The 26,166-nt window shown below is 66.3% G+C and carries 24 protein-coding genes and 1 riboswitch; of the genes, 13 read left to right on the top strand and 11 right to left on the bottom strand.

Translation table 11 applies throughout. The annotated features are described in order from the left end of the window. Positions 1-56: 56 nt before the first annotated feature. From argB to slmA, 3 genes are read left to right on the top strand one after another with little or no spacing between them, the layout of a single operon-like run. On the top strand, positions 57-959 hold the full coding sequence (argB, locus tag BPET_RS02170; RefSeq protein ID WP_012247457.1) for an acetylglutamate kinase: 903 nt from the start codon (positions 57-59) through the stop codon (positions 957-959). Further along, complete coding sequence (locus BPET_RS02165) at positions 959-1,705, top strand: pyrimidine 5'-nucleotidase (protein ID WP_012247456.1); 747 nt, start codon at positions 959-961, stop codon at positions 1,703-1,705. Before argB ends, BPET_RS02165 begins: the two co-directional genes overlap by 1 nt. Before the next feature lie 30 nt (positions 1,706-1,735). After that, positions 1,736-2,308 (top strand): nucleoid occlusion factor SlmA, encoded by a 573-nt coding sequence (gene slmA / locus BPET_RS02160; RefSeq protein WP_012247455.1) that lies wholly within the window; start codon positions 1,736-1,738, stop codon positions 2,306-2,308. Positions 2,309-3,132: 824 nt separating this feature from the next. Here slmA and rodA read toward each other — a convergent pair. The 5 genes from rodA to BPET_RS02135 all read right to left on the bottom strand — a co-directional run bounded on the left by rodA (position 3,133) and on the right by BPET_RS02135 (position 8,959). Further along, the gene (rodA, locus tag BPET_RS02155) at positions 3,133-4,269 is read right to left on the bottom strand and encodes a rod shape-determining protein RodA (protein WP_012247454.1); all 1,137 of its coding nucleotides are present in this window, start codon (positions 4,267-4,269) and stop codon (positions 3,133-3,135) included. After that, the gene (gene mrdA / locus BPET_RS02150; RefSeq protein ID WP_012247453.1) at positions 4,266-6,377 is read right to left on the bottom strand and encodes a penicillin-binding protein 2; all 2,112 of its coding nucleotides are present in this window, start codon (positions 6,375-6,377) and stop codon (positions 4,266-4,268) included. Before mrdA ends, rodA begins: the two co-directional genes overlap by 4 nt. A gap of 24 nt (positions 6,378-6,401) precedes the next feature. Further along, a complete protein-coding gene (gene mreD / locus BPET_RS02145; RefSeq protein WP_012247452.1) occupies positions 6,402-6,965 on the bottom strand; it encodes a rod shape-determining protein MreD in 564 nt (187 codons plus the stop codon). After that, positions 6,952-7,836, bottom strand: coding sequence for a rod shape-determining protein MreC (gene mreC / locus BPET_RS02140; RefSeq protein WP_012247451.1), 885 nt, complete (start codon positions 7,834-7,836; stop codon positions 6,952-6,954). Before mreC ends, mreD begins: the two co-directional genes overlap by 14 nt. Positions 7,837-7,915: 79 nt before the next feature. Beyond that, entirely contained in the window at positions 7,916-8,959 is a 1,044-nt protein-coding gene (locus tag BPET_RS02135) for a rod shape-determining protein (RefSeq protein WP_012247450.1), read from the bottom strand. Between the two features lie 224 nt (positions 8,960-9,183). Here BPET_RS02135 and gatC point away from each other — a divergent pair, with 224 nt between their 5' ends. The 3 genes from gatC to gatB are packed head-to-tail and all read left to right on the top strand — an operon-like array spanning position 9,184 to position 12,488. After that, positions 9,184-9,492, top strand: a complete 309-nt coding sequence (gene gatC, locus BPET_RS02130) for an Asp-tRNA(Asn)/Glu-tRNA(Gln) amidotransferase subunit GatC (RefSeq protein ID WP_012247449.1) — start codon at positions 9,184-9,186, stop codon at positions 9,490-9,492. 3 nt (positions 9,493-9,495) lie between these two features. After that, complete coding sequence (gene gatA, locus BPET_RS02125) at positions 9,496-11,034, top strand: Asp-tRNA(Asn)/Glu-tRNA(Gln) amidotransferase subunit GatA (RefSeq protein WP_012247448.1); 1,539 nt, start codon at positions 9,496-9,498, stop codon at positions 11,032-11,034. Then, on the top strand, positions 11,031-12,488 hold the full coding sequence (gatB, locus tag BPET_RS02120; RefSeq protein ID WP_012247447.1) for an Asp-tRNA(Asn)/Glu-tRNA(Gln) amidotransferase subunit GatB: 1,458 nt from the start codon (positions 11,031-11,033) through the stop codon (positions 12,486-12,488). Before gatA ends, gatB begins: the two co-directional genes overlap by 4 nt. A 247-nt stretch (positions 12,489-12,735) precedes the next feature. Here gatB and pyrE read toward each other — a convergent pair whose 3' ends face one another. After that, complete coding sequence (pyrE, locus tag BPET_RS02115; RefSeq protein ID WP_012247446.1) at positions 12,736-13,413, bottom strand: orotate phosphoribosyltransferase; 678 nt, start codon at positions 13,411-13,413, stop codon at positions 12,736-12,738. A gap of 153 nt (positions 13,414-13,566) precedes the next feature. Between pyrE and BPET_RS02110 the strand changes: the two genes are divergently transcribed. Together BPET_RS02110 and gdhA are read left to right on the top strand one after the other, a co-directional pair. Continuing rightward, entirely contained in the window at positions 13,567-14,355 is a 789-nt protein-coding gene (locus tag BPET_RS02110) for an exodeoxyribonuclease III (protein ID WP_012247445.1), read from the top strand. Positions 14,356-14,785: 430 nt separating this feature from the next. Continuing rightward, positions 14,786-16,129, top strand: a complete 1,344-nt coding sequence (gdhA, locus tag BPET_RS02105; RefSeq protein ID WP_012247444.1) for an NADP-specific glutamate dehydrogenase — start codon at positions 14,786-14,788, stop codon at positions 16,127-16,129. Positions 16,130-16,768: 639 nt separating this feature from the next. Here gdhA and BPET_RS02100 read toward each other — a convergent pair. The 5 genes from BPET_RS02100 to BPET_RS02080 all read right to left on the bottom strand — a co-directional run bounded on the left by BPET_RS02100 (position 16,769) and on the right by BPET_RS02080 (position 21,563). Then, on the bottom strand, positions 16,769-17,341 hold the full coding sequence (locus BPET_RS02100; protein WP_231852691.1) for a trimeric intracellular cation channel family protein: 573 nt from the start codon (positions 17,339-17,341) through the stop codon (positions 16,769-16,771). An 89-nt stretch (positions 17,342-17,430) separates the two neighbouring features. Further along, the gene (locus BPET_RS02095; RefSeq protein ID WP_012247442.1) at positions 17,431-18,717 is read right to left on the bottom strand and encodes a muropeptide transporter; all 1,287 of its coding nucleotides are present in this window, start codon (positions 18,715-18,717) and stop codon (positions 17,431-17,433) included. Between the two features lie 27 nt (positions 18,718-18,744). After that, entirely contained in the window at positions 18,745-19,362 is a 618-nt protein-coding gene (gene metW / locus BPET_RS02090) for a methionine biosynthesis protein MetW (protein WP_012247441.1), read from the bottom strand. Next, positions 19,359-20,633: a homoserine O-succinyltransferase MetX gene (gene metX / locus BPET_RS02085; protein ID WP_012247440.1), complete on the bottom strand. Its 1,275-nt coding sequence runs from the start codon at positions 20,631-20,633 to the stop codon at positions 19,359-19,361. The genes metW and metX overlap by 4 nt, the downstream gene beginning before the upstream one ends. Beyond that, positions 20,623-20,702, bottom strand: a riboswitch (SAM riboswitch). It overlaps the preceding gene by 11 nt. Before the next feature lie 102 nt (positions 20,703-20,804). After that, complete coding sequence (locus BPET_RS02080; protein ID WP_041862642.1) at positions 20,805-21,563, bottom strand: GntR family transcriptional regulator; 759 nt, start codon at positions 21,561-21,563, stop codon at positions 20,805-20,807. A gap of 170 nt (positions 21,564-21,733) precedes the next feature. Here BPET_RS02080 and BPET_RS02075 point away from each other — a divergent pair, with 170 nt between their 5' ends. From BPET_RS02075 to BPET_RS02055, 5 genes are all read left to right on the top strand, one after another. After that, positions 21,734-22,015, top strand: a complete 282-nt coding sequence (locus BPET_RS02075) for a UxaA family hydrolase (RefSeq protein WP_012247438.1) — start codon at positions 21,734-21,736, stop codon at positions 22,013-22,015. 43 nt (positions 22,016-22,058) lie between these two features. Continuing rightward, positions 22,059-23,234, top strand: coding sequence for a UxaA family hydrolase (locus BPET_RS02070; protein ID WP_012247437.1), 1,176 nt, complete (start codon positions 22,059-22,061; stop codon positions 23,232-23,234). A gap of 158 nt (positions 23,235-23,392) precedes the next feature. Beyond that, positions 23,393-24,406, top strand: a complete 1,014-nt coding sequence (locus tag BPET_RS02065; RefSeq protein ID WP_012247436.1) for an ABC transporter substrate-binding protein — start codon at positions 23,393-23,395, stop codon at positions 24,404-24,406. A 57-nt stretch (positions 24,407-24,463) separates the two neighbouring features. After that, positions 24,464-25,261 carry an ABC transporter ATP-binding protein gene (locus BPET_RS02060; RefSeq protein WP_012247435.1) on the top strand — a complete coding sequence of 266 codons (798 nt, stop codon included), beginning with the start codon at positions 24,464-24,466 and terminating at the stop codon, positions 25,259-25,261. After that, the gene (locus BPET_RS02055; protein WP_012247434.1) at positions 25,254-26,135 is read left to right on the top strand and encodes an ABC transporter permease; all 882 of its coding nucleotides are present in this window, start codon (positions 25,254-25,256) and stop codon (positions 26,133-26,135) included. The genes BPET_RS02060 and BPET_RS02055 overlap by 8 nt, the downstream gene beginning before the upstream one ends. Positions 26,136-26,166 lie beyond the last annotated feature (31 nt).

Below are 26,166 nucleotides of genomic sequence, written 5' to 3'. Positions count from 1 at the left end.
GCAGGCATTTTTCCTTTTAGACTCTTTTTTCACCTATTAGCCGAGCTCTTCTTGCCATGACCGACACCCCCGACCCTGCCGCCGTTTCGTCGCCCGCCATCAAAGCGGCCGTTCTTTCCGAAGCGCTGCCGTATATTCGACGATTCCATGGCAAGACCATCGTGGTGAAGTACGGCGGCAACGCCATGACCGAAGAGCGCCTGCAGCGCAGCTTCGCCCACGATGTGGTGCTGCTCAAGCTGGTGGGCCTGAATCCGGTGGTGGTGCACGGTGGCGGCCCGCAAATCGACGATGCGCTGCGCCGCATCGGCAAGCAGGGCACCTTCGTGCAGGGCATGCGCGTGACTGACGCCGAGACCATGGAAGTGGTCGAATGGGTGCTGGGCGGCCAGGTCCAGCAAGACATCGTCATGATGATCAACGAGGTCGGCGGCAAGGCCGTGGGCCTGACCGGCAAAGACGGCATGCTGATCCAGGCCCGCAAGAAGCTGATGGCCAACAAGGAAAACCCGCAAGAGCCCATCGACATCGGGTTCGTGGGCGACATCACCCAGGTCGAGCCCGCCGTCGTCAAGGCGCTGCAAGACGACCAGTTCATACCCGTGATCTCGCCCATCGGCTACGGTGAAGACGGCACGGCGTACAACATCAACGCCGACGTGGTGGCCGGCAAGATGGCCGAAGTGCTGGGCGCCGAGAAGCTGCTGATGATGACCAACACCCCGGGCGTGCTCGACAAAAGCGGCAAGCTGCTGCGCAGCCTGTCGGCCCAGACCATCGACGAACTGTTCGCCGACGGCACCATCTCGGGCGGCATGCTGCCCAAGATCGCCTCGTCGCTGGACGCCGCCAAGAACGGCGTGAACTCGGTTCACATCGTCGACGGCCGGGTTCCCCACTGCCTGCTGCTGGAAATCCTGACCGACCAGGGCGTCGGCACCATGATCAGTTCGCATTGATGCAGGTGCATCGGCACCTGCTGCGGCCCGCGGCGCGCCAGCGCCGCTCGCGCCGCACGGCCACGGGCGTGCCCGAGCGCCTGTGGCTGTTCGACCTGGACAACACCCTGCACGACACCTCGTACGCGATTTTTCCGCGCATCGACCAGGGCATGACCGAAGCGGTGGCCGAATCGCTGGGCGTGGACATCGACACTGCCAACCAGCTGCGTGCGCAGTACTGGCGGCGCTACGGCGCGACCGTGATCGGCCTGGTGCGCCACCACGGCATCGACGCCCACGCCTTTCTGCGCCGCAGCCACGACTTTGACATCAAGCCGCTGGTGCGCGCCGAGAAATTCCTGGCGGCCAAGCTGCGCCAGCTGCCCGGCCGCAAAGTGCTGTTGACCAACGCGCCGTTCCATTACGCGCGCGCCGTGCTGCGGCGCCTGGGCATTCTGCGCCACTTCGACAGTCTGTGGGCCATCGAGCACATGCGCCTGCACGGCGAATTCCGCCCCAAGCCATCGGCCGCCCTGCTGCGCTACGTGCTGGCGCGCGAAGGCGTGCCGGCGGCGCGCGCGGTGCTGGTCGAAGACACCCTGCTGAACCTGCGCGGCGCGCGCCGCGTGGGGCTGCGCACCGTGCATGTGTATCACCCGGGCACGCCGTTTGCGCGTGGCGCCAACCATCGGCCGGGATATGTCGACTTGCGGGTAAACTCGGTCAGCGACTTGCTGCTGCGCCGCCGCCCTCTGCGCGGTTAGGCGTCCTCTTCCACCTTTCCATTGTCAGCCATGGCAAGCAAACCCGGCGAACGCAAGACCCAGATCCTGCAGACCCTGGCGGAAATGCTCGAGCAACCGCACGCGGCCCGCATCACCACGGCCGCCCTGGCGGCGCGCATGCAGGTTTCCGAAGCCGCGCTGTACCGCCATTTTGCGAGCAAGGCGCAGATGTTCGAGGGCCTGATCGAATTCATCGAGGTCAGCCTGTTCACGCTGGTCAACCAGATCGCCGCCGCCGAACCCCACGGCCTGGGCCAGGCGCGCAAGACGGTGTCGATGCTGCTGGCGTTTTCCGAGCGCAACAAGGGCATGACGCGGGTGCTGACCGGCGACGCGCTGGTCACCGAAGACAATCGCCTGCAAGAACGCATCAACCACATCAACGATCGCATCGAGGCCTCGCTGAAGCAATCGCTGCGCGTGGCCGTCAGCGACGGCGACCTGGCCCCCGACGCCAACATCAGCGCCCACGCCAGCCTGCTGACTCACCTGGTGCTGGGGCGCTGGCTGCGGTATGCGCAAAGCGGCTGGCGGGTGACGCCTACTGCGCATCTGGATGAGCATTTGCGGGTGGTGCTGTAGGGGCGTCGATGAGGGTTCTTCTGGGCGTCGAGGCGGCGCCCTGGGGGTGGGCGGGCTTCGCGGGACCGGTCTGGCGCCTTCGCGCCAGACTCCGCTTCGTCAACCTCGTCGCTGCGCTCCTTCGGTTTCCCTCGCTCGGCCCCGAGGCGCCCGCCCACCCCCAGGGCGCCGCCTCGACTCGCAGTAGTCGATCATTGATGCACCACTGGGGCGGTCAGAGTTCTTGCCTTCGTGGGAGTTGCGCCTTGAAAAGAGAAAAAGCGCGCAGGGCCGCGATACCAGGCCGCCCTGCGCGGCCCGGTATCGCATTCGAACTGCGCGATGCGTAGTGCATGAATGACGGTCGCCGCCACGCGGCTTTTTCTCTTCCCAGAAGCATGAGCCAAACAGGCAAGGCCCCCGTTCGCCCCGGAAATGTCCGGGCTTGAGGCCAACGCGAATCGGGTGGGCGAGGCGCCTCGGGCCCGATGGCCATTCGTGCGCGGCGCATCGCACAGCGCGAATGCGCTATCGGGCCGCGCGGGGCGGCCCGATGGCGCGGCCCCGCACGATTTTTCTCTTCCCGGAAGCATGAGCCAACCAGGCAAGAACCCCACCCGCCCCGGCGATGTCCGGGCTTGAGGCCAACGCGAGTCGGTGGGGCGTAGGCGGTGCGGGCGGGGCGCCTCGGGGCCGAGCGAGGGAAACCGAAGGAGGCCGCAGGCCGACGAGGTTGACGTAGCGGAGTCTGGCGCGAAGGCGCCAGACCGGCCCCGCGAAGCCCGCCCGCACCGCCTACGCCCCACCGACGCTCCAATCACCATGCCCCCAGGCAACACCCCCGACTAGGTCTTCTCCCCCCGATGCCGCGAAATGCTCATCAATATCCCGCACGCAATCCCCATGGTGAAAAGCGCCGTCCCCCCGTAGCTCATGAAGGGTAGCGGCACGCCCACCACTGGCAGGATGCCCGTCACCATGCCGACATTGACGAACACATAGATGAACACCATCATCGTCAGCGCGCCGGCCAGCAGGCGGCCGAACTGCGACGATGCCCGCACGGCGATGGTCAGGCCGCGTGCTATTAGCAGCGCGTACAGCACCAGCATGGCCACGCCCCCGTACAGGCCGAACTCTTCGGCATACACGGCGAAAATGAAGTCGGTGGTGCGCTCGGGAATGAAATCCAGGTGCGTCTGCGTGCCCTTCATGTAGCCCTTGCCGTACAACCCGCCGGACCCCACCGCGATCATCGACTGGATGGTGTGGAAGCCCTTGCCCAGCGGATCGGAACTGGGATTGAGCAGCGTACATACGCGCTGCTTCTGGTAATCGTGCAGCACCACCCAGTCGACTTCCGGCTGGCACAGGGTGTCTTCGTAGTAGATCAGGGTGCCTATGCCCAAGACCCCGATCACAGCCAGCGGCGCCAGCAACTTGAACGACAGGCCGGCGAAGTAGATGACGCAAAACCCTGCGCCGAACACCAGCAGCGCCGTGCCCAGGTCGGGCTGCAGCACGATCAGGCCGAACGGGGCGGCCAGCATGGCTGCCGCCACCAGGAAGTCGCGGATGCGCACTTCGCCTTCATGACGCTGGAAGTACCAGGCCAGCATCAGCGGCACCGCGATCTTCAGCATCTCGGAAGGCTGGATGCGGGTAATGCCCAGGTCCAGCCAGCGGGTCGCGCCCTTGCTGGTTTCGCCGAAGAATTCCACCCCCAGCAGCAACAGCACGCCCAGCACGTAGAACGGCAGGGCCAGGCGCATCAGCATCTTGGGTGGCACCAGCGCCACGACCCACATAGCGCAGAATGCAATAAGGAAATTGCGCGACTGCTCGGCAAAACGCCAGTCGGTGCTGCCCACCGCGGAATGCATGACGGTCAGGCCCAGCGCGGCGAACAGCATCAGGATGACCAGCAGCGGCCAGTCGAAGGCCAGGAACACGCGTGCCAGAAGAATGCCCAGGCGTTTCATGGCTTATCTCCGGTGGCGGGCGACTGGAACAGGTCGGTCAGGTCGGACAGGGCCGGCGCCGTGGAAGGCGCACGCCGTGACGGCATGGCCGGCGGCTTGGGCGCGGGAGTGGCCCGCGGCGCCGGCCGCGGCCTGGGCGCCGGCTCGGGTGCTGGCGGGGCAGCCGTGACGGGCACGGGCGCCGCGGTGGCGGCCGGCGCCGGCCCGGATGTCGCGGGGGCGTCTTCGGAGGAGTCCGCCGCCGGCGGAATGGGCCCGACAGGCGCGGTCTTGGCCAGCCAGAAATCAAACACTTTGCGCGCGATGGGCGCGGCCACGCTGGCGCCCCAGCCCGCGTTCTCGACCAGCAGCGCCACGGCAATGCGCGGCCGGTCGTACGGCGCGAACCCCATGAACAGTGCATGGTCGCGCAGGCGTTCGTCGAGTTCGCTGGCCCGGTACTGCGACCCGCGCAGGCTGAACACCTGCGCGGTGCCGGTCTTGCCAGCGGCCTGGTAGGGCGCACCGGCGAAGGCGCGCCGCGCCGTGCCCTGGCGCACCACGTCGGCCATGGCCGACTTGATGATGTCAACGTTCTGCTGCTTGAGCGGAATGCGGTATTCCGGCTTGGACGGCGTCACGGCGACCTTGCCGCTGCGGGTGTCGCGCACCGCGTGCACCAGATGGGGCCGCCGGTAAGCGCCATTGTCGGCCAGCGTGGAAGTGGCCTGGGCCAGCTGCAGCAGGGTGAACGAGTTATAGCCCTGCCCCACCGCCACCGAAATGGTTTCGCCGGCATACCAGCGCTGCCGCTCGCGCCCCTTGTAGGCCTTGCGTTTCCATTCTGTGGACGGCAGCACGCCGGCGCGCTCGCCGTCCAGGTCGATGCCGGTGATCTGGCCGAAGCCGAACTGCTTGGAAAAATCGTGCAGCGCGTTCACGCCGATTTCCGGGCCAAGCGAATAGAAATAGGTATCCGACGACACCACGATGGCGCGGTGCATGTCGGTCATGCCGTAGGCGGCGCCGCCGGCATTGCGGAACCGCTGGCCGCCGAACTCGTAATAGCCCGGATCGGCGATGCGTTCGGTGGCGCTGCGCACGCCCAGTTCAAGCGCCGCCAGGGCCACGAAGGGCTTGTAGGTGGAGCCGATCGGGTAAGTGCCATACAGCGGCCGGTTGATCAGCGGATGATCGGGCGACTCGTTCAGCAGGCGCCAGTTCTCGACGTCGATGCCATCGATGAACAGATTGGGATCGAACGATGGCTGCGACACGAAGGCCAGCACTTCGCCCGTATTGGGGTCCAGCGCGACCAGTGCGCCGCGCTGGTCGCCGAAGGCTTCTTCGGCGATGCGCTGCAGCTCCAGGTCGATGGACAGCATGATGTCGGAGCCCGGCACCGGGTCGCGGCGGCGCAGCGTGCGCACCGGGCGGCCGCTGGCGGTGACCTCGACCTCTTCCACGCCGGTCTGGCCGTGCAATTGCTCTTCCCAGCTTTTCTCGATGCCTTTCTTGCCGATGACGTCGGTGCCGCGGTAGTTGCCCAGCTGGCCCGCGTTTTCCAGGGCCTCGATGTCGTTGTCGGCGATACGGCCGATGTAGCCCACCACATGCCCGGCCGTGGCGCCCTGCGGATACTCGCGCACCCAGCGGGCGCGCAGCTCGACGCCGGGAAACTCGTAGGCATGGGCGGCAAACCAGGACGCCTCGGTCTCGTTCAGGTTGTTGCGCAACACCAGGCTGGCATAGCGGCTGGACTCGGCCACGCGGCGTTTGAAGCGGCGCAAGTCGCCCGGGCTGACATAAACGATGGGCGTCAGGCGCTCGAGCAGCGTGTCGATCTTGCCCGCCTGGGCGGGCACTACCTCGAGCGTATAGGTGCGGTAGTTGCGCGCCAGCACCTCGCCGTTGCGGTCGAGAATCTCGCCGCGGCGCGGCGCGATGGGCACCACCGCAATGCGGTTGCGGTCGGCGCGCTCGGACAGGCCCTCATAGCGGTCGACCTGCAGGTACCAGAAGCGGCCCACCAGCACGCCGAAGCAGGCCAGCGCGACCAAACCGCCTACCCAGGCGCGCAGCCGGAAGCGCTGCTTCTGCTGCTGGCCGGTTTTCTTGAATTCGAACATGGCGGGCGCGTAAAGAACCCGGCCTCAGACGGAGGAGGACTCGACATCGTCGGTGCCGCGCTGCGGCAGGTGCAGCACCCAGCCGGCCAGCGGCCAGATGGCCACGGTAAGCAGCACGCCGAGGGTCCAGTCCCAGCCGGGCCATTTGCCCGCCAGCCACGCCAGGACCATTTGCTGCACCAGCCGCGCCAGGAAAAACACCGGCAACATGTGCATGGCCTGGCTCCAGAGATCGAAGCGCTGCAGGCGGCGATGCAGGGCCACCGCGCCATACGCGGTCAGGGTGTACGACAGCGCGTGCCCGCCCAGCACGCTGGCGTCGTGCACGTCCATCAGTACGCCGAAGCAGAACGCCGCCACCAGGCCGACCCGGCGCGGCTCGTGCACGCACCAGAAGGCCAGCACCAGCGCCAGGATGTCGGGCGCGCCTTCCCAGACCCGCCAGGGCAGCAGCGACAGCAGCCACGCCAGCAACAGCGTGCCCCAGACGAACGCGCCGTGCGCCGGGCGGGCCAGGCGCTCGGGGCGCACGTTGCTGGGTGTACCCAGGCGACGGGCCGGCTGGGCCGTGGGGTTATTGCGATCCACCGGTATCGGCCTCTTGAAGATCGGACTGGGCGCGCGCCACGTCGACCTGCAGCACCAGGAAATGGCGGTAGCGCTCGGGGTGGGCCAGCGGCTCGCAGATGGCGCGCGCGAACCCAGAGGCGGTGTCGCGTTCGACCGTCAGCACCTTGGCCACCGGCAGGCCGGCGGGAAACAGGCCGCCGACGCCACTGGTGACGATGGTATCGCCTTCTTTGATGTCGGCGTTGGCCGCCAGGTAGCGCACCTCGATGCGGCCCGGCGTGTTCGAGCCGAAGGCGATCAGGCGCAGCCCGTTGCGCAGCACCTGCACCGGCACCGACACGCGCTCGTCGGTGACCAGCGCGGCTTCGGACGCCATGGGGGTGACCCGCACGATCTGGCCCACCACGCCGCCTTCGTCGATGACCGGCATGCCCGGCGCCAGGCCGGCCTGGCTGCCCTTGTTGAACACCAGGCGCTGCTGGAAGGTATTGGCGGGCTCGTACAGCACCTCGACCACCACGGCCGCCTGCTCGACGGTGTCGGTCACCCCCAGCAGGCGGCGCAGCTGGGCGTTCTCGGCCGCCAGTTGCGCGGCATGGGTGGCGACCTGCGACAACTCGATGCGCTGGCGCTGCAGGGCTTCGTTTTCGGTGCGGATGCGATTGGCGGCGTTGATCCACTCGTTGAACTGCTGCACCAGGTCGCGCGGCGCCATCACGGCGCGCTGGAACGGGTACATGCCCACGGCAACGGCGCGCCGCAGGGGTTCGAGCACGTGGAATTGCGAATCGAGGACCAACAGGGCCAGCGACAAGGCGACCATGACGAGCAACCGGACTTCTGCCGGCGGGCCGCGCCTGAACAGCGGTGGAGTCCCTTGTCGTTGCATGAATACCGAACCCGGGCGTCAGCCCGCAACCGCTGCGCCGGGCAGCGCCGGCGAAGCGGCGCCGGCCGGCGGGACGGGCTTAGTCGTTGATGAAGATGGCGCCCAGTTTCTCAAGATGTTCGAGCGCTTCGCCGCAGCCGCGCACCACGCAGGTCAGGGGGTCTTCGGCCACCACGACCGGCAGGCCGGTTTCTTCCTGGAGCAGGCGATCGAGATCGCGCAGCAGCGCGCCGCCGCCGGTCAGGGCGATGCCCTTGTCGGTGATGTCGGCGCCCAGCTCGGGCGGAGTCTGTTCCAGGGCGATCTTGACCGCCGAGACGATCTGGTTGAGAGGATCGGTGAGCGATTCCAGGATTTCGTTGGACGACACCGTGAAGCTGCGCGGCACGCCTTCGGCCAGGTTGCGGCCCTTGACTTCGATTTCGCGGACTTCCGAGCCGGGGAACGCCGAGCCGATTTCTTTCTTGATGAGTTCGGCGGTGGGTTCGCCGATGAGCATGCCGTAGTTGCGGCGGATGTAGTTGACGATGGCTTCGTCGAACTTGTCGCCGCCGACCCTGACCGAGCCCTTGTACACCATGCCGCCCAGCGAGATGACGGCGACCTCGGTGGTGCCGCCGCCGATGTCCACCACCATCGAGCCGCTGGCGTCGGACACCGCCAGGCCAGCCCCGATGGCCGCGGCCATGGGTTCTTCGATCAGGTAGACGTGCGAGGCGCCTGCGCCGAGAGCGGACTCGCGGATGGCCCGGCGCTCGACCTGGGTGGAGCCGCAGGGCACGCACACGATGATGCGCGGGCTGGGCGCCAGCATGTTGCGCGGATGGACCATGCGGATGAACTGCTTGAGCATCTGCTCGGTGACCGTGAAATCGGCGATGACGCCGTCTTTCATGGGGCGGATGGCCTCGATGTTGCCGGGCACCCGGCCCAGCATCTGCTTGGCCTCGTGGCCGACGGCCTGGATGATTTTCTTGCCGTTGGGGCCGCCTTCGTGGCGGATGGCGACCACCGATGGCTCGTCGAGCACGATGCCCTTGCCCCGGACATAGATCAGCGTGTTGGCGGTACCGAGGTCAATCGCCATATCGCTGGAAAAGTAACTGCGCAGGAATCCGAACATGGGAGCTCAGCGAATTCAGGAATTAGGGTCGAACTGCTGGCGACGGGCCGCAAGCGGGGCCCGCCGGTGGAGTGCAGCGATTAAACCGTGAATGATAACTTATAATTTCACCGGAAATAGCGCATAAATGCGGGCTATTCATGGTTTGTCACAGGGCCGGAAGATGTAAAACCCAACCCTGCGGCCGGCGGCCCGCCCCCTTCGATTTTTCTCAGCTTCCCCTCATGGCGCTCAACGAACAAGACGTGGCCCGCATTGCCCGGCTGGCCAGAATTGAATTGACCCCCGACCAGCGCAGCCGCGCCCAGGACGAACTCAACGGCATCCTCCACCTGATCGAACGGCTGCAGGCGGCCGACACCGAGGGCGTCGAGCCCCTGGCGCATCCCCTGTCGGCCCACCAGGACATCGCCCTGCGCCTGCGCCCCGATGCCGTCACCGAGACGCCCTCGGAAGACCGCCGCGCCGAGCTGCTGGCCAACGCCCCGGACGCCCGCGACGGTCTGTTCCTGGTTCCCAAGGTCATCGAGTAAGCCATGACGACTTCTCCCCTGCATACCCGATTCGGCGGCATCGCCGAACTGCGCGCCGCCCTGGCCGGGCGCCAGGTCAGCGCCCGCGAACTGGCGCGGAGCGCCCTGGACGCCGCCCAGGCGGCTGGCGACCTGAACACCTTCCTGCACATCGACCCCGATCTGACCCTGGCGCAGGCCGACGCGGCCGATGCCGCCCTGGCGGCCGGCACCGCCGGCCCGCTGGCGGGCGTGCCCATCGCCCATAAAGACGCGTTTGTAACGCGAGGCTGGCGCACCACCGCGGGCAGCAAGATGCTGGAAGGCTACGCCAGCCCGTTCGACGCTACCGTGGTGCAGCGCCTGCAGGCCGCCGGCGCCGTGTCACTGGGCAAGCTCAACTGCGACGAGTTCGCCATGGGCTCGGCCAACGAAAACTCGGCCTATGGCCCGGTGCGCAACCCCTGGGATCCCAACGCCGTGCCCGGCGGCTCATCGGGCGGCTCGGCCGCCGCGGTGGCGGCCCGCCTGGTGGCGGCCGCCACCGGCACCGACACCGGCGGCTCGGTGCGCCAGCCCGCGGCCCTGTGCGGCGTCAGCGGCATCAAGCCCACCTACGGCACCGTGTCGCGCTACGGCATCGTGGCCTTCGGCTCCAGCCTCGACCAGGCCGGCCCGCTGGCTCCCAGCAGCCGCGACCTGCTCGAACTGCTCGATCCCATGAGCGGCTTCGATCCGCAAGACGCCACCAGCCTGGAAACCTGCGACGGCGCGCCCAACGCCCCGGGTCGCATCCGCGCCGCCTACGATGCCGCCCAGGCCGCCTGCGACGCGGCCGGCAGCCAGCCCCTGAAGGGCCTGCGCATCGGCGTGCCGCAAGAATATTTCGGCGCCGGGCTGGCCCCGGACGTGGCCGCCGCGGTCGAAGCCGCGCTGGCGCAGTTCGAGGCCCTGGGCGCGCAGCGCGTGGCAGTTTCGCTGCCGCGCACCGAACTGGCCATTCCGGCCTATTACGTGATCGCGCCGGCCGAGGCGTCGAGCAACCTGGCGCGCTACGACGGCGTGCGCTACGGCCATCGCGCGGCCGAATACGCCGATTTGAACCAGATGATCGCGCGCTCGCGGGCCGAAGGGTTCGGCGACGAAGTCAAGCGCCGCATCCTGATCGGCACCTACGTGCTGTCCCATGGCTACTACGATGCCTACTATCTGCAGGCCCAGCGCGTGCGCCGCCTGATCGCCCAGGACTTCCAGCGCGCCTATGCCGGCCAGTGCGACGTCATCATGGGGCCGGTGGCGCCCACGGTGGCCAAGAACATCGGCGACAACCGCGACGACCCCACCGCCGACTGGCTGGCCGACGTCTACACGCTGGGCGTCAGCCTGGCCGGCCTGCCGGCCATGTCCATCCCGGCCGGGTTCGGCAACGGCGGGCGCCCCGTCGGCCTGCAGATCATCGGCAACTACTTCGACGAAGGCCGCCTGCTGGCTATCGCCGACCGTTATCAACAAGTCACCGACTGGCACCGCCGCGTGCCCGGCCAGCAAGGCACCGAGCAATGAACTGGGAAATCGTCATCGGGCTGGAAACGCACACCCAGCTTTCCACCGACGCCAAGATCTTTTCGGGCAGCAGCACCCGCTTCGGCGCCGCGCCCAACACGCAGGCCAACGTGATCGACCTGGCGCTGCCCGGCAGCCTGCCCGTCATGAACCGCGGCGCGGCCGAACGCGCCATTCGCTTCGGCCTGGCGGTGGGCGGCAAGGTAGCGCCGCGCTCGGTGTTCGCGCGCAAGAACTACTTCTACCCCGACCTGCCCAAGGGCTACCAGATCAGCCAGTACGAGCTGCCGGTGGTGCTGGGCGGATCGCTGTCGTTCTTCGTGGGCGAGCAAGAAAAAACCGTCAACCTGACGCGCGCCCACCTGGAAGAAGACGCCGGCAAGTCGCTGCACGACGACTTCGCCCTGGCCAGCGGCGCGCCGGCCAGCGGCATCGACCTCAACCGGGCCGGCACGCCGCTGCTGGAAATCGTTACCGAGCCCGAAATGCGCTCGGCCGCCGAAGCCGTGGCCTATGCGCGCGCCTTGCACAGCCTGGTGGTGTGGCTGGGCATCTGCGACGGCAACATGCAGGAAGGCTCGTTCCGCTGCGACGCCAACGTGTCGGTGCGCCCGGTGGGGCAGAAAGAATTCGGCACGCGCACCGAGATCAAGAACGTCAACTCGTTCCGTTTCCTGGAACGGGCCATTCTGTTCGAGGCGCGCCGCCAGATCGAGCTGATCGAAGACGGCGGCACGGTGGTGCAGGAAACCCGCCTGTACGACGCCGACCGCGATGAAACGCGCAGCATGCGCAGCAAGGAAGACGCGCACGATTACCGCTATTTTCCCGACCCCGATCTGCCGCCGCTGGTGATCTCGCCCGAATGGGTCGAAGAGGTCCGGGCCAACATGCCCGAACTGCCGGCCGCCCTGCGTGAGCGCTTCCAGCGCGACTACGGCCTGTCGGCCTACGACGCGGCCCAGCTGTCGGCCAGTCGCGGCCTGGCGTCGTACTTCGAAGACGTGGCGCGCGCCCTGCCGGCTGGCCAGGCCAAGCAGGCCGCCAACTGGATCATGGGCGAAGTCACCGCCACGCTGAATCGCGAAGAAAAAGACATCGCCGACGCCCCGGTGCAGGCCCCCGCCCTGGCCGCCCTGATCGGCCGCATCATCGACGGCACCATCTCCAACAAGATCGCGCGCGACGTGTTTTCGGCCATGTGGGCCGGCGAGCACGGCGGCCAGCCCGACGCCATCATCGAGGCGCGCGGCCTGAAGCAGATCAGCGACACCGGCGCCATCGGCGCCATGATCGACGAGGTGCTGGCGGCTAACCCGGCCATCGTGGCCGAATACCGGGCCGGCAAGCAGAAAGCCTTCAACTCGCTGGTGGGCCAGATCATGAAGGCCGCCAAGGGGAAGGCGAATCCGCAGCAGGTCAACGAACTCCTGAAGCAGAAGCTGGAAGGCTGAGTTGGCCCTTTGGGGGTTTACGCCTGCCGCAGGGTAGTTCTGTTGGCGTCGAGGCGGGTGCCTTGCTTGGGCTTGGTGGGGTGAGCCTTTGTTGTGCCCCAGGTGTCAGGCTCCCGCCAGGGTGCCTGACACCGTACGACGGAAACGGCCTCGGCTCACAGCGGTGTCTGACACCTACCGAGTCAGACACCCGACATACCCGCCCGCGCGCCCGCCGGCGCCCCAAAGACCCCTACCGCAAGCCGTCTCAAACGACCCCGTATTTGCCCCGATACGCAAGTACCGCCTCGCGGTTTCCCGCGAACTGCGCGTCGCCCTGCAGCAAGGCCAGGATGTCCGCCAGCGAGGCGATGCTGACGACCGGCATGCCGTAGGTCTTGGCCACGTCCTGCACGGCCGAATGAGGCGACAGGGCGTCGTCGGGACCGGCGCGCTCCTGGCGGTCCAGGGCAATTAGCACGGCGGCCGGCTCGGCGCCGGCGGCGCGGATGATCTCGACCGACTCGCGCACCGACGTGCCGGCGGTGATCACGTCGTCAATGATGACGACGCGGCCCTGCAACGGGGCGCCGACCAGGGTGCCGCCCTCGCCGTGGTCCTTGGCTTCCTTGCGGTTGAACGCGAACGGCACGTCGCGCCCCTGCATGGCCGGATGGCCGGCCAGCGCCACCGCGGTGGCCGTGGCCAGCGGAATGCCCTTGTAGGCCGGCCCGAACAGCATGTCGAACGCAATGCCCGAATCGACCAGCGCCTGCGCATAGAACTGCGCCAGCCGGCCCACCGAGGCGCCGCTGTTGAACAGGCCGGCGTTGAAAAAGTATGGGCTGGTGCGGCCCGACTTAACCTTGAAGCTGCCAAAGCGCAGCACGCCCTCATCGAGGGCAAAACGGACGAAGTCGGTAGAAGTGGCGGAAGCGGCGGCCATGCGGTGGGGTTTCCGGAAAACGAGAAGAGACCGGCATTTTAGCTGCCTTCGCCGCCGGCCCCGGCGTGCCCGGGCTTGCGCGGCGGGCGCCCCTGTCGGTTAAATTCGGCGCTTGGACCGGCGCAAGCCGGCCGCTTTTTCAGGAGTCTCGCCGTGCTGCGCATTACCTCGATCAACCTCAACGGCATCCGCTCGGCCTTCCGCAAGGGCCTGCAACCGTGGATGCAGACGCACAGCGCCGACGTGCTGTGCCTGCAGGAAATCAAGATTTCCGACGCAGACTTGACCGACGACCTGCGGCACCCGCCCGGCTATACCGGCCATTTCTGCCATGCCATCAAGAAGGGCTACAGTGGTGTGGGCATGTACCTGCGTAATACCGCAGAGCGCGTGCAGGCAGGGCTGAACTGTGAAGAATTCGACGCCGAAGGTCGCATCATCCGTGCCGATTGGAAGAACCTGTCGGTCATCAGCGCCTACCTGCCCTCGGGCTCCAGCGGCGACGAGCGCCAACAGGCGAAATACCGCTTCCTGGACGTGTTCGGCCCCTGGCTGGACGAACTGATGCGCGAGCACAAGAAAACCGGCCGCGAATTCGTGATCTGCGGCGACTGGAACATCGCGCACAAGGAAATCGACCTGAAAAACTGGAAGAGCAACCAGAAGAACTCCGGGTTCCTGCCCGAAGAGCGGGCCTGGCTGACCGAGGTGTTCGACAAGCGCGGCTTTGTCGACGTGTTCCGCAGGCTGGACGAGCGGCCCGAGCAATACACCTGGTGGAGCAACCGCGGCCAGGCCTGGGCCAAGAACGTAGGGTGGCGCATCGACTACCAGATCGCCACGCCGGGTCTGGCCGCCCGGGCGCGCAGCGCTTCGATCTACAAAGACGAGCGCTTCAGCGACCACGCGCCGCTGACCATCGACTACGACACCGCGTTGTAACGCACAAAAATACGCCGGCGACCTGCCCCAGAAAACGGGGCCGAATTATTAGCCCCGCGACGGCGCCGCAACCCCGCCGGCAGTCCGCCCCCACCCGCCCGCCCCGGGGCGGGCACCTCACCCACTACTGACGGCCATGCCCTGAAAAACGGGGACACAAAATTTTCCCCAGGAAAACCGGGCACCAGGTTGCCCGGGCACGCTGGCGGGGACCACCGGCGGAGCCCTTGCCCATTTATTTGTCCCCAATAATGACCTGCCGCAACGCCAGTGTTCATGCGGGTTTCCGGGCAATGGCGTTTTGCGCGGGCCTCGCGTTTACCCGTACAATTCCGCACCGAGCCAGTGCAATCACGCACTGACTTGGACCCTACTCGCACCATATCCGGGCAGTTTTGCACCGGTTTGCGGCGTTCCCCAGGAGACCCGTGTGAAACTGCAGAGTCTTGACGACTTTCTGCGCCAGGTCGCTGCGCGCGACCCGCAGCAACCCGAATTCATGCAAGCGGTACATGAAGTCATGTCCAGCTTGTGGCCTTTCTTGCAACAACACCCCCATTACGCCGAATACGCCCTGCTTGAACGCCTGGTCGAACCCGAGCGCGTTATCCAGTTCCGCGTGTGCTGGACTGACGACCAGGGCAATTCGCGCGTCAACCGCGCCTTCCGCGTGCAGCACAGCTCGGCCATCGGGCCGTTCAAGGGCGGCATGCGCTTCCATCCGTCGGTGAACCTGTCGGTGCTGAAGTTCCTGGCCTTCGAACAGACCCTGAAGAACGCCCTGACCACGCTGCCCATGGGCGGCGGCAAAGGCGGCTCCGACTTCGACCCCAAGGGCAAGTCCGACGCCGAGGTCATGCGCTTCTGCCAGGCGCTGATGCTCGAACTGCACCGCCACCTGGGCCCGGACACGGACGTGCCCGCCGGCGACATGGGCGTGGGCGCCCGTGAAGTCGGCTTCATGGCCGGCATGATGAAAAAGCTGTCGAACTCGGCGGCCAGCGTGTTCACCGGCAAGGGCCTGACCTTCGGCGGCAGCCTGATCCGCCCCGAGGCCACGGGCTACGGCACGGTGTACTTCGCCGAAGAAATGCTCAAGCGCGAAGGCCTGTCGTTCGACGGCCTGCGCGTGTCGGTGTCGGGTTCGGGCAATGTGGCCCAGTACGCCATCGAAAAGGCCATGACCCTGGGCGCGCGCGTGGTCACGGTGTCCGATTCCGACGGCACGGTAATCGACGAGGCCGGCTTCACCCATGAAAAGCTGGCCGCCCTGATGCACCTGAAGAACGACCTGCGCGGCCGCCTGGCCGAATATGCCGGGCAGTTCAAGCTGACTTATGCCGCGGGCAAGCGCCCCTGGCACGTGCCGGTGGACGTGGCCCTGCCCTGCGCCACCCAGAACGAGCTGGAAATCGACGACGCCCGCACCCTGATCGCCAACGGCGTCAAGTGCGTGGCCGAAGGCGCCAACATGCCGTCCACCCTGGAAGCCGCCAAGACCTTCATCGAGGCCGGCGTGCTGTACGCGCCGGGCAAGGCCAGTAATGCCGGCGGCGTGGCGGTGTCGGGCCTGGAAATGAGCCAGAACGCCATTCGCCTGGCCTGGACCCGCGACGAAGTCGACCAGCGCCTGCACGCCATCATGCGCGACATCCACGAAAGCTGCGTGCGCCACGGCCAGGGCCGCGGCAACACGGTGAACTACCTGGATGGCGCCAACATCGCCGGTTTCGTGAAAGTAGCCGACGCGATGCGCCAGCAAGGGCTGTACTGAACGTCAGCACGGGGTCTGGTGCCTGACACCGCTGCGCGCCTGGGCTGTCTCAAAACAACGGTGTCTGACACCCTGCGGGAGTCAGACACCTGCAGATAATGCAGGCCCGCGGAAACCGGCATAAAGCACAACTGCGAAGACCGCTATAAGCCAGGTGTCTGACTCCCGCAGGGTGTCAGACACCGAAGCACGACAGAGCCGTCTCCGCAGACCGTTATAGCCAGGTGTCTGACTCCCGCAGGGTGTCAGACACCGAAGCATGACAAAGCCGTCTCCGCAAACCGTTATAGCCAGGTGTCTGACTCCCGCAGGGTGTCAGACACCGAAGCATGACAGAGCCGTCTCCGCAGACCGTTATAGCCAGCTGTCCGACTCCCGCAGGGTGTCAGACACCGAAGCACGACAGAGCCGTCTCCGCAGACCGTTATAGCCAGGTGTCTGACTCCCGCAGGGTGTCAGACACCGAAGCATGACAAAGCCGTCTCCGCAGACCGTTATAGCCAGGTGTCTGACTCCCGCAGGATGTCAGACACCGAAGCATGACAGAGCCGTCTCCGCAGACCGTTATAGCCAGGTGTCTGACTCCCGCAGGGTGTCAGACACCGAAGCATGACAAAGCCGCTCGCCAGCGCCCGGCGCTCAGTGCCAGTCGTCGCGATATACGAAGCGCGGCATCTGCCAATTGAAGCGCAGCGCCAGCAGGCGAAACGCCAGGCCCACCGCCAGCGCCGCCGGCACCGCCGCATTGGCCGACAGCCCGGCCGCCAGCAGCCCCATGTACAGGCCGCCGGTCACAATGGACACGCTGGCATAGAGTTCTTTGCGGAACAACAGCGGCACGTCGTTGCACAGCACGTCGCGCAGCACCCCGCCGGCGCAACCCGTGATCATGCCGCTGATCAGCGCAATACTCACCGGCAGCTCCATTTGCTGGGCCACCTTGCAGCCGATGATGGTGAAGGCCACCAGGCCCACGGCGTCCAGCAGCAAGAACAGACTGCGCAGGCGCCGCATCAGCGGCGCCCCCAGCGCGGTAAGCAGCGCCGCGCCTGCCGTCATACCCAGGTATTCGGGATGCACCACCCAGGTCAGCGGATAGTGCCCCAGCAGCACGTCGCGCAGCGAGCCGCCGCCCAGCGCCGTCACGCAGGCGATGATGCACACGCCCATCCAATCCATGTCGCGCCGGCCGGCGGCCAGCGCGGCGGTCATGGCCTCGGCGACGATGGCCACCAGATACAGGGCGTGCAGCAACAAGGTAGACGTTTCAGCATGCATGGCAACCTCGCGAACTCCGCGCGTCAGGCCTGCGGCTCCAGCGCATCGATGGTGCGGCGCTGGCTCCACAGCAGCAACAAGCCGGGCACCGCGATGGCGACCGTCAGCATGAAGAAGCCCGGCCAACCCAGCCAGTGCACCAGCGGCGGCGTCAGCGGGCCGGCCAGGTAGGTCCGGCCCACGGCCGACAGGGCCGACAGCAACGCGAATTGCGTGGCCGAAAAGCGCTGCTGGCACAAGGCCATCAGCAAGGCCACGAACGATGCCGTGCCCAGCCCCCCGCAGAGATTCTCGATGCCCACCGCGGCGGCCATCAGCCAGATGTTCTTGGGGCTGACGGCGATGACCCAGTAGCCCAGGTTGGATATGGCCTGCAAGACGCCGAACGCCATCAATGAGCGATACAGCCCCCAGCGCGCCATCAGCGAACCGCCGGCCAGCGCGCCGACGATAGTGGCGGCCAGCCCCAGCACTTTGTTCACCGTGCCCACTTCGGTGGGGTCGAAACCCGCGCCACGGATCAGGAACGTGGTGGACAGCGCGCCGGCAAACGCGTCGCCCAGCTTGTACAGCACGATCAGGGCCAGCACGGTATAGGCGCCGCGCCGGCTGAAGAATTCGCGAAACGGCTCGACCACGGCCAGGCCCAGGTTGCGAGGCGCGGCGGCGGGCCGCTCGGGCTCGGGCGCCCACAAGGTGGCCAAGGCGCAGGCCAGCATCAGGCCGCCCATTAATACATAGGTGGCGCCCCAGCCCAGCCATTGGTCAGCCAAGATAAGCGCCAGCCCGCCCGACACGATCATGGCCAGCCGATAGCCCAGCACTTTGATGGCCGCGCCGGCGCCTCGTTCTTCTCGGTGCAGCACGTCGGTGCAATAGGCGTCGAAGGCAATGTCCTGAGTAGCCGAGAAAAACGCCACCGCCACGGCCAGCAGGGCCAGCGGCAACAGGGCCGAGGCCGGCGACAGCGTGCCCATGAGCATGATGGAAGCCGCCAGCAGCACCTGCGTCACCAGCATCCAGCCGCGCCGGCGTCCGAGCAACGGCGGCACGTACCGGTCGACCAGCGGCGCCCATAGGAACTTCAGCGTGTAGGCCGTTCCCACCAGGGTCAGGAAACCGATTTCTTCCAGCGATACGCCGTCGACCGTGGCCCACGCCTGCAGCGTGCCGCCCGTCAGCGCCAGCGGCAGCCCGCTGGCAAACCCCAGCACCAGCAGGGGCGCGACCCGGCGGCTGAAATAGACATGGGATGCGGCGGAAATAAGAAGCTCCTGGCAACAAAGGCGCCGCGGCGCCGGACACGGCATATTAACCAATGGCCGCCAGAAGCAGCTTCAATCGGCCGCGTAGCGGTACACCGCCAGCGTGCTGCGCCAGCCCGGCAACACGGTGATTTCGCGGCCTTCGTGGAAGGTGGCGCGTTCGAGGATGCGCAGCCCCAGATCCTGGGCCAGCCGCTCGAAATCGCGCAGCGTGCACAGGTGGATGTTGGGCGTGTTGTACCACTGGTAGGGCATCTGCCCCGTCACGGGCATGCGCCCGCGCAGGATCGACCAGCCGTGCGGCCAGTAGCCGAAATTGGGAAACGACACGATGCCGTAGCGCGCCACCCGCGCCATTTCGCGCAGAATGTGCTCGGTGCGGTGCATCGACTGCAGCGTCTGCGACAGCACCACGGTGTCGAACTGCTTGTCGTCGAACAGGGCCAGGCCGTCTTCCAGGTTTTGCTGGATGACTTCCACGCCACGCCCGACACAGGCAATAACGTGGTTGTCGTCGATCTCGACGCCGGCGCCGCGCACCTGGCGCTGGTCGCGCAGGTAGGCCAGCAGCGCGCCGTCGCCGCAGCCCAGGTCGAGCGCGCGGCTGCCGGGTTCGATCCAACTCGCGATGCGGACCAGGTCGGGGCGCATGCCGGCCGTGCGGCCGGCTCGGGCAGTGACGGGATTCATGCGGCACATCCTTCGGCGCAGGCCGGCTCGGCGGCCGCTGGCGCGGCCCCGGCGGCGGGTTCGTCCAGGCCCAGCTCGCGCGCGATGCGCTCGTAGTAGCCGCGCACCACCGCGTGGTAGCGCGCGTCGTCGAGCAAGAACGCATCGTGACCGTGCGGGGCGTCGATCTCGGCATAGGTGACCGGGCTGCCGTTCTTCAGCAGCGCCCGCACGATCTCGCGCGAGCGCTCGGGCGGAAAGCGCCAGTCAGTGGAAAACGACACCAGCAGGAAGTCGGCCTGGGCCGGCTTCAAGGCGCGCGCCAGATCGCCGCCGGTGCCGCGCGCGGGGTCGAAGTAATCGAGCGCGCGCGTGATCAGCAAATAAGTGTTGGCATCGAAATAGCGCGAGAACTTCTCGCCCTGGTAGCGCAAGTACGACTCGACCTCGAACTCGACGTCGTAGCCGTACCGATAGGCGCCGCCTTCGGCCGGCTCGCGCTGGGTGCGGCCGAATTTCTCGGCCATGTCGTCATCCGACAGATACGTGATGTGACCGATCATGCGCGCCACCGACAGGCCGCGGCGCGGCACGGTGTTGTGCGCGTAGTAGTCGCCGCCATGGAAGTCAGGGTCGGTAATGATGGCGCGCCGCGCCACCTCGTTAAAGCCGATATTCTGCGCCGACAGGCGCGGCGTGCTGGCGATGACGATGCAGTGGGCTACCCGCTCGGGGCAGGTGATGGCCCAGCTGAGCGCCTGCATGCCGCCCAGCGACCCGCCCATGACCGCCGCGAAGCGCTCGATGCCGAAGTGGTCCGCCAGGCGGGCCTGGGCATGCACCCAGTCTTCGACCGTCAGCACCGGAAAGGCGGCGCCCCAGGGGTGGCCGGTGGCCGGATTGATGCTGGCCGGGCCGGTTGAGCCAAAGCACGAGCCCAGGTTATTGACACCGATCACGAAAAAGCGATTGGTATCCAATGGCTTGCCCGGGCCAACCATGTTGTCCCACCAGCCCACGTCGTTGGGGTCGTCGGCGGCCAGGCCGGCGACGTGGTGCGAGGCGTTCAAGGCATGGCAGACCAGCACGGCATTGGTGCGTCCGGCATTCAGGGTGCCGTAGGTCTCGACCGCGAGTTCGTACGACTGCAGTGATTGCCCGCTGGCCAGTGGCAGCGGCGTGTCGAAGCGGATGAGCTGGGGGGTAACGATGCCCACCGAACCGGGTTCGGCGGCGGCAGGAACAGCGGCGGGGGCGGGCCCCCCGTTTGGAACAGGCACGGGAGTGGTCATACGGACCTCTTTAGCTGGATTTATAGAGGCGCCCGCAAGCGGATCAGGCAAATCGGCGCCGGTTAAGTGTTCAGGAGTTTAGCATTGCCCCGGGGGGTTGTTTGCTTGCTTGTGGCGCCGAGGCTGGGGGGTGGGCTGGGTTCTTGAGCTTCGGGGGGCTTATAACGGCACCTACGACGTAACCGCCGCCCCCGGTTCCTGGCCCAGGTACTCGTAAGCCTCGGTGTTCACCCGTGATATCCGCCATTCCACCGGCTGACGGTTGTACGAATACGCCACCCGGCGAATTTCCAGCAGGGGGGCGCCCTCTGCCACGTCCAGCCAGCCGGCGTGGGCGGCGTCGGCCAGACAAACGCGCAGGCGTTCGTCGGTGGCGATTACATTCACGCCGAACACGTCCTGGTACAGCGCGTACAGCGTGCTGGGCCGCTCGCGCAGGTGCTGCTCGGCCATGCCGGGAAAGCGCGACTCGGGCAAGCAGATGTCGTCCACCATCACCACGTCGCCGTTCAGCGACAGCACGTTGGTGAACTCGTACACGTAGGCGCCGGTGGCCAGCCCCAGGTGTTCGCGCGTGGCGGCGTTGGCGCGCGCGCGGCGAAAGCGCAGCAGTTCGGTGCTGGGGTACGACTTGTGGCCGTCCTGGCGCAGGATGCGGAAAAACTTGAAGAAATGATTGTTGCGGGTATGCACCGCCACATAGGTGCCGCGCCCCTGGTGCCGCACCAGGATGTTCTCGGCGGCCAACTCGTCGATGGCCTTGCGCAGCGTGCCGATAGAAACGCCGAAGCGCTCGGCCAGGGTTTTCTCGGGAGGCACGGCCTCGCCCTGCTTCCATTCTCCGCGCGCCAGCGCCGCAAGCACTGCCTGCTTGACCTGGGCATACAGGGGGCTGCCAAGGGGAACGGTCGTGGTCGAGGTGTTTTTCATGGCGTAACCAGATTGAGGTGGCCGGATTGTAGCGGCGCGATGCGCCGCTGGCATAATCATACAACTCATATATATGATTTAGTTGACTTGAAATCGAGCCGCGCCTAAGATGCAACGAACCGGCCCGGGACCGAGCTACCCGGGCGGCCATCACACCAGAGAGGACAACAATGATTCACGCCGTATTGCACGATGCGAAAGACACGGTGGCGGTCGCCGTCGTGGAGGGCCTGAAGGCAGGCACGGAACTGAACGCCTGGATCATGGATGAAGACAAGATCATCCATCTGAAAGCGCTGCAGGATATTCCCATCGGCCACAAGGTGGCCCTGAAAGACATGGCGGTCGGCGACACCGTGTTCAAGTACGGCACCGACATCGGCAAGGTGGTCGAGCCCATCAAGGCGGGGCAGCACGCCCACGTCCACAACATCAAGACCAAGCGCTGGTAAGCGGCCGCGCTTTTCATCACCGATTACATACATAGGAAACGCCATGGCCATCGTCAATGCTTCGACCACTTTCCGGGGATATCGCCGCGACAACGGGCGGGTCGGCGTGCGCAACCACGTCATCGTCCTGCCGGTGGACGATATCTCGAATGCTGCCGCCGAAGCCGTCGCCAACAACATCAAGGGCACTCTGGCCCTGCCCCACCCTTATGGCCGGTTGCAGTTCGGCGAAGACCTCGAACTGCACTTCCGCACCCTGATCGGCACCGGCAGCAACCCCAACGTGGCCGCCGTGATCGTCATCGGCATCGAAGAAGGCTGGACCAAGCGCGTGGTCGACGGCATTGCCGCCACCGGCAAGCCCGTGGCCGGCTTCAGCATCGAACTGCACGGCGATCACGACACCATCATGCGCGCCTCGCGCCAGGCCAAGGAATTCGTGCATTACGCCACCGGGTTGCAGCGCACCGAATGCCTCATTTCTGATCTATGGGTGTCCACCAAATGCGGTGAGTCGGACACCACCTCGGGCTGTGGCGCCAACCCCACCGTGGGCAACGCCTTCGACAAGCTGTATGCCCTGGGCAGCACGCTGGTATTTGGCGAAACCACCGAACTGACCGGCGGCGAGCATATCGTGGCCGAGCGCTGCGCCAATGATGCGGTGCGCGAACGCTTCATGTTCATGTTCAACCGCTACCAGGAAGTGATCGACCGCTGGAAAACCAGCGACCTGTCCGAATCGCAGCCCACCAAGGGCAACATCGCCGGCGGCCTGACCACCATCGAGGAAAAGGCGCTGGGCAACATCCAGAAAATCGGCAAGAAATGCCGCATCGACGGAGTGCTGGACAAGGCCGAGGTTCCCACCGGCAAGGGGCTGTGGTTCATGGATTCGTCGTCGGCCGCCGCCGAGATGGTGACACTGTGCGCCGCTTCGGGCTACGCTGTGCACTTCTTCCCCACCGGCCAGGGCAACGTCATCGGCAACCCCATCCTGCCGGTCATCAAGATCTGCGCCAACCCGCGCACGGTACGCACCATGAGCGAGCACATAGACGTCGATACGTCGGGCCTGCTGCAGCGTGAAATCGACCTGGACCAGGCCGGCGACAAGCTGCTCGAGTGCATGCTGGCCACCGCCAACGGCCGCTGGACTTCGGCCGAAGCGCTGGGCCACCGCGAGTTCGTGCTGACGCGCCTGTACGAAAGCGCCTGAGCGAGGTTTTCCCACGATGTACGCAGGCCGCATGAATCCCGCCCGGCTGGTTGCCGGGCCCTGAAGCGATACGTGGCACGCGCCGCACCGGCTCGCAGAATGCCGGGCGGCGCGCGCCGCCACACGCCTGTCCAGGCGCAACCCCCAAGGAGGAAGACATGAAGCGATTTACGCGTATTGCCTCGGCCGCCTGTCTGTCGGCCGGCATGCTGCTGGGCGCGACGGCCCACGCCGAAGTATCGGAACTGACGGTGGCCGTGCAACCGGGCATCAGCTACTTGTCGCTGATGGTCATGCAGGACGAAAAGCTGATAGAGAAACATGCCAAGGCAGCCGGCATCGATGACCTGACCGTGAAATGGTCGCGGTTTGCAGGCGGCAATGTCATGAACGAGGCCGTGTTGTCGGGCAGCCTGCACTTTGCCTCGGGCGGCGTCGGGCCACTGGTGACCATGTGGGCCCGCACGCGCGGCAACCTGAACGTGAAAGCGGTGTCGGCCATCAACGCCATGCCGCTGTACCTGAATTCGCGCGATCCCAATGTCAAGAGCATCAAGGACCTCACCGACAAGGACCGCATCGCCCTGCCCGCCGTGCGCGTGTCGATCCAGGCCGTCACCCTGCAAATGGCGGCCGAGCAGGCGTTTGGCGAAGGCCAGCAGAACCGGCTGGACAAGCTGACCGTGTCGCTGTCGCACCCCGACGGGATGACCGCGTTGCTGTCCGGTTCCAGCGAGATCACCGCGCATTTCACGTCGCCGCCCTTCCAGGATTTCGAGCTGAAACAGCCCGGCATCCATCGCATCCTCAGTTCCTATGAGGTGCTGGGCGGCCCGGCCACCTTCAACCTGGTGTGGACCACCGAAAAGTTCCACAAAGAGAATCCCAAGGTCTACGCCGCGTTCGTGGCGGCGCTGCAAGAAGCCACCGACAAGATCAACAAAGACAAGACTTGGGCCGCCAAGGCTTACCTGCGCCTGGCCAATGACCAGCGCACCAAGCTGGAAGATGTGGTCGAGATCCTGAACAACCCGGACATCTCGTACACGCTGACGCCGAACAACATCATGAAATACGTGAATTTCATGCACAAGGTGGGGTCGATCAAAGTCATGCCCGACTCCTGGAAAGACCTGTTCTTCCCCAACGCCCAGACATTGCAAGGCAGCTGAACGCCGTGTCGAACCCTGCCCCGGCCGCCGGCCGGGGCCGCACACAGGAGGGTACGCATGACCGATGCAAGAACCGCCGCGCCGCTGCTCGACGTACGCGGCGTGACCCTGCAGTACAAGACCCCTGAATACCTGATCACGGCCACCTATCGCGTGGACTTCCAGGTATTGCAGGGCGACCGCTTCATCTTGCTGGGCCCGTCGGGTTGCGGCAAGTCGACCTTGCTGAAGGCCGTGGGTGGATACCTGCCGCCGGTGGAAGGCGAGATACGCCTGAAATCGGAAGTGGTCACGCGGCCCGGCCCCGACCGCATGATGGTGTTCCAGGAATTCGACCAGCTGCTGCCCTGGAAGACGGTGCGCCAGAACGTGGCGTTCGCGCTGGTGGCCAGCGGCCGCCTGGGCGCGCGCGAAGCGGACGAGCGCGCCATGCACTACATCGAGAAAGTGAACCTGGCCAAGTTCGCCGACAACTACCCGCATATGCTGTCCGGCGGCATGAAACAGCGTGTGGCCATCGCGCGCGGCATGGCGATGGAGCCCGACATCCTGCTGATGGACGAACCCTTCGCCGCGCTGGACGCCCTGACCCGCCGCAAGATGCAGGACGAGCTGCTGCAGCTGTGGGACGACACGCACTTCACCGTGCTGTTCGTCACCCACTCCATTCCCGAAGCCATCAAGATCGGCAACCGCATCCTGCTGCTGTCGCCCCACCCCGGTCAGGTCAAGGCCGAGATCAACAGCGTGCCGCGCGGCGAGCACGATGCCGCCCGGCATCAGGAACTGGAAGACAAGATCAACGCAATGCTGTTCTCGGACCGCATCGAAGAGGAGGGACAGCATCATGGCTGACCTGGACGTCAACCCCGCCGCCGGCCGCGCCGAACGCTACCTGGAACCGGTGGCCGACGAAGCCTTCGGCGTGGTGCAGAAGCCGCTGTCCGCCTGGGAGCGGCTCTATAACATCGGCGCGCTGCGCAAGCTGTTCCTGCTGGCCCTGCTGGCGCTGGCCTGGGAACTGTACGCCCGCAGCATCAACAACCCGCTGCTGTTCCCCACCTTCGGGGCCACCGTGGGCGCGCTGTACGACGGCCTGGTGCACGGCACGCTGCTGCTCAAGGCCTGGACCTCGATCCGCGTGCTGCTGGTGGGCTATGCGGCCGGCATCTCACTGGCGGCGCTGCTGACCGTGCTGGCCATTACCACCCGGCTGGGCACCGACCTGCTCGAGACCCTGACCTCGATGTTCAACCCGCTGCCGGCCATCGCCCTGCTGCCGCTCGCGCTGATCTGGTTCGGCCTGGGCGAGGGCAGCGTGGTGTTCGTGCTGATCCACTCGGTGCTCTGGGCGGTGGCGCTGAACACCCACTCGGGTTTTCTGTCGGTGTCGATGACGCTGCGGATGGTGGGTCGCAACTACGGGCTGTCAGGCTTCGGCTACGTCCGGCGCATCCTGATCCCGGCGGCGTTCCCCAGCATCCTGACCGGCCTGAAGATCGGCTGGGCCTTCGCGTGGCGCACCCTGATCGCCGCCGAGCTGGTGTTCGGCGTGAGTTCTGGCTCGGGCGGGCTGGGTTGGTTCATCTACGAGAACAAGAACCTGCTGGAGATTCCCAACGTCTTCGCCGGCCTGTTTACCGTCATTTTGATCGGCCTGCTGGTCGAGAACGTGATCTTCCGTACGGTGGAAATCCACACCATACGCAAGTGGGGAATGCAGCACTGACCGGCCGCGCGTTCGGCGGCAACCTAAGACC

Origin of the sequence: Bordetella petrii (assembly GCF_000067205.1) — a bacterium.
Lineage (GTDB): Bacteria > Pseudomonadota > Gammaproteobacteria > Burkholderiales > Burkholderiaceae_B > Bordetella_A > Bordetella_A petrii.
Note: the sequence above shows the minus strand (reverse complement) of the source record. Positions and strands in the feature narration are given on the sequence as shown.